The following is a 3,007-nucleotide window of genomic DNA, read 5'->3' as shown; positions in this document are numbered from 1 at the left end:
GCCGGCGTCAGATGTGAATAAGAGCCAGCCCACGCCCCCTCCGCGCGGCCCTCGCGGCGGCGCTCGCCGCCGGTCTCGCCCTGGCCCTCGGCGCCTGCGGCGGCTCGGCCCGCAGCGCCGCCGGCTCCGCCGCGCCCGAGGACGGGGTGCTGACCCTCGGACTGCTCAACGACATCGGGCAGGCGCCCGACCCCGACGTCTACTACGCGGGCAACGGCCTGGCCCTGACCACCAACATGTACGAGGGGCTCGTCCGCTACGAGCCCGGCGTGGACGAGCCGACTCTCGGCCCGGCCCTGGCCACCGCGTGGGAGGTCTCGGAGGACTTCACGACCTACACCTTCACCCTGCGCGAGGGCGTGACGTTCCACGACGGAACGGAGTTCACCTCCGCCGCCGTCGAGGCGTCCTTCGACCGCCGCGCGGCCGTCGACGCCGGTCCGGCCTACATGGTCGCCGGCGTCGAGTCGGTGGAGACCCCCGACGACCTGACCGCCGTGGTCACCCTGGCCCAGCCCGACTCCGCGTTCCTGGACTACCTCGCCTCGCCCTACGGCCCCAAGATGATCAGCCCGACCGTGCTGTCGGAGCAGGCGGGGGACGACAACGCCCAGACGTACCTGAGCACCCACTCGGCCGGCACCGGCCCCTACCGGCTCACCGTCGCGCGGGTCGGTGAGCGGTACGAGATGGAGGCGTACGAGGGCCACTGGGGCGAGGAACCGGTGTTCACCACCGTCGAGATGCCCGTCTACACGGACACCTCGGCCATGCAACTCGCCCTCACCAGCGGCGACCTCGCGGCCATCATCGGCGCGGTGCCCTCGGCCTCCCAGGCCCGCTTCGTCGAGGACGACAGCCTCCAGGCGCTCAGTCTGCCCACGTTCCAGGTCGGCGTGCTCTACATGAACCCCAACCGGGACTTCATGGCCACCGCCGAGGCGCGCACCGCGATGTTCCAGGCCGTGGACTGGCGGTCCGTCATCGACCAGGTCGTGACCCACAAGGCCGAGCTGGCCACCGGCACCTACTCCCGCGGCTCGGTGCCCGACGGCGCCGACGCCCGGGAGATCGTGCACGACACCGCGCCGCTGGAGGAGTACGTGGCGGGCCTGCCCGCCTCCGCCAGGACGGTGCGGATCGGGCACAGCGCGGGCAGCGCCGACGACGCCCAGATCGCCAACCTCATCGCCGCCCAGCTCCAGGAGCTGGGCCTGGACGCCACCATCACCGCCTTCCAGACGTCCCAGGTCTTCGGCACCTTCGCCAGCGCCCCCGCCGAGGCCCCCGACCTCTACGTCTCCTCGGGCACCTGGCCCGACGCCAGCAACCCCTACCTGTACGGCCATGTGTTCTGGGACCGGGACGGCGGCCTGAACCACCTCCAGTGCTACGACGAGGAGACCACCGAGCTGCTGGCCGAGGCGCTGCGGACCGGCGACACCGGCACCTATGTCGCCGCGGGCGAGGCCATCACCGAGGCGGCCTGCACCCCGGCCTGGGCCTATGTCGACGACTTCGTCGCCGCGCAGCCGTGGCTGGGCGGCATCGAGGAGGCTCACAGCGTCGCCGAGCCCTACACGCTCGACTTCAACGTCCTGACCGTCGAGGAGCGGTAGGCCGCGCCCCCCTCGCCCCCGTTCCCGAACGCTCCACGGCCACAAGGCTCCCCGGGGGAACGCGACCCCGTTCCCCCGGGGGCGGCCCGGAAGGGTATCCATGTCACTCCGTCAGCAGGCCGACGGGCACACCCGCGCCCGCGATCTGCCTCCGAGCTTCTGGTGGCTCTGGCTCGCCGTGCTGGTCACCTGGACCGGGCGGTTCGTCGTCCCGTTCATCACGCTCTTCCTGACCGAAGACGCCGGTCTCTCCGTCTCCACGGCCGGCCTGATCGTCTCCGGGTACGGCGGCGGTGTCGTCGTCTCGACGCTCGGCGGCGGCGTGCTGTGCGACACCGTCGGCCGCAAGCGCACCCTCGTCGGAAGCCTCCTGCTGTCGGCGGCGACGGTGGTCGTCATCCCTTTCTTCGCCCACCCGGCGGCCGTCGCGCTGCTGCTGTTCGTCTTCGGCCTGGTCAACGGGGCCGCCCAGCCCGCCGTCACGGCCCTGATCACGGATCTGGTGCCCCGGGCGCACCGGCGGACCGCGTTCGCCTACAAGTACTGGGCCGTCAACCTCGGTTACGCCATCGGGCCGGTGATCGCCGGATTCATGGCCGACCGGGCCTTCGAGCTCCTCTTCTACGGCCAGGCGGCGGTGCTGCTCGTCTCCGCGGCGATCGTCCTGGCCCGGGTCCACGAGACACATGTCCCCGAACCGCGCGCGGTCCGCGCCGAGTCGGGCGGCGCGAGCCTGCTCGACGTGCTGCGCGACCGCGTGTTCATGATCTTCGTGGCCGCGATGTTCGTCTACTCCGTCGTCTACGTCCAGTCCACCGTCTCACTGCCCGTCGCCATGGTGGACGAGGGCTTCACCACCCGGGAGTACGGCATGCTGCTGACCCTCAACGGGCTGCTGCTGTGCGCGTTCCAGATACCCAGCGCCCGGTTCATGGCGCGCTGGAACCGGGAGACCGTGCTCGTCGCCGCGCTGTGCGTCACCGCGGTCGGCGTCGGCGTCCAGGCGATCGCCACCTCGTGGGCGGTCTACGCCGTCGCCGTCACCGTCTGGACCCTCGGCGAGATGGGCGGTCACCCGGCCGCCCAGTCGATCGCCGCGGACATGTCCACCCGGCGCGCCAGGGGCCGTTATCTGGGCGCCTACGCGCTCGCCTTCGCCACGGCCACCATGGTCGGCCCGCTGGTCGGCGGGAACGTCGTCGAGCACCTGGGCAGCGCCGCCCTGTGGTACGGGTGCGCGGCCGCGTGCGTGCTGATCGCGGCCTTCGTCGCCCTGACGGCGCGCTCCCGGGTGGAGCGCGTCGCGCGGGGCGCGCAGGAGCCCTCCCCGCGCCACGCCCCGGGGGACGCGCTCCGTCCACCGCCGCCCGAGGTGCTCGACCCGCGTC

2 protein-coding genes are annotated in these 3,007 nt (G+C 72.5%); both read left to right on the top strand.

Features of this window, described 5'->3' with window-relative positions:
- The first annotated feature begins 146 nt into the window (after nt 1–146).
- Nucleotides 147–1,619, top strand: coding sequence for an ABC transporter substrate-binding protein (locus ADY01_RS34470; RefSeq protein ID WP_049580719.1), 1,473 nt, complete (start codon nt 147–149; stop codon nt 1,617–1,619).
- Nucleotides 1,620–1,719: 100 nt separating this feature from the next.
- Nucleotides 1,720–3,007: MDR family MFS transporter (locus ADY01_RS34465; RefSeq protein ID WP_049580718.1), on the top strand; the 1,288-nt coding region annotated here is incomplete at its 3' end.

The organism is Streptomyces sp. SBT349, from assembly GCF_001083795.1.
In the GTDB taxonomy this organism is placed as follows: Bacteria; Actinomycetota; Actinomycetes; order Streptomycetales; family Streptomycetaceae; genus Streptomyces.
This window is presented reverse-complemented; position numbering and strand designations above follow the sequence as displayed.